The following is an 855-nucleotide window of genomic DNA, read 5'->3' as shown; positions in this document are numbered from 1 at the left end:
CCCTGCCCCCTTCCCGTATAGCCCGTGGTCGATTCCCGCCCCGGCATCGCGATCCCGTCGCGGCCGGGGCGATCCGTTTCGAAGAAGGCATCAAGCGAATGGCGCGCAGGCGGCAGATCTACGAAGGCAAGGCCAAGATCCTCTACGAAGGGCCGGAACCGGGCACGCTGATCCAGTATTTCAAGGATGACGCCACCGCCTTCAACGCGCAGAAGAAGGGCACGATCAACGGCAAGGGCGTGCTCAACAACCGCATTTCCGAGCATGTCTTTACGCTGCTGAGCCATATCGGCGTGCCGACGCACTTCATCCGCCGGCTGAACATGCGCGAACAGCTGATCCGGCAGGTGGAGATCGTCCCGATCGAGGTCGTGGTGCGCAACGTCGCCGCCGGATCGCTCGCCAAGCGGCTGGGGATCGAGGAAGGCACCCAGTTGCCGCGCACGATCATCGAATATTATTACAAGGACGACGCGCTCGGCGATCCGATGATCTCCGACGAACATATCGCCGCCTTCGGCTGGGCCAGCCAGGACGAGATGCACGACATCGCGGACCTCGCCATCCGCGTGAACGATTTCCTGTGCGGGCTGTTCGCCGGGGTCGGCATCCGGCTGGTCGACTTCAAGCTCGAATTCGGGCGCATCTGGGACAATGACTACGGCCGCATCATCCTGGCGGACGAGATCAGCCCGGATGGCTGCCGCCTGTGGGACATGCAGACCAACGAGAAGCTCGACAAGGACCGCTTCCGCCAGGATCTGGGCGGCGAGGTGGAGGCCTATCAGGAGGTCGCGCGGCGTCTTGGCCTGCTGCCCGAAGGCGGCGAGACCGCGGTGCTCGACATGGAAAGCC

General features: G+C 63.9%; 1 protein-coding gene. It reads left to right on the top strand.

The genetic code is table 11. The features are described from left to right. Window positions 1-98: 98 nt before the first annotated feature. Window positions 99-855, top strand: a 757-nt coding sequence (gene purC, locus AX685_RS14445) for a phosphoribosylaminoimidazolesuccinocarboxamide synthase (RefSeq protein ID WP_066489920.1), incomplete at its 3' end; no start/stop codon positions are given.

This window comes from Sphingomonas sp. CCH9-F2 (assembly GCF_001556735.1).
Classification (GTDB): Bacteria; Pseudomonadota; Alphaproteobacteria; order Sphingomonadales; family Sphingomonadaceae; genus Sphingomonas; species Sphingomonas ginsenosidimutans.
Note: the sequence above shows the minus strand (reverse complement) of the source record. Positions and strands in the feature narration are given on the sequence as shown.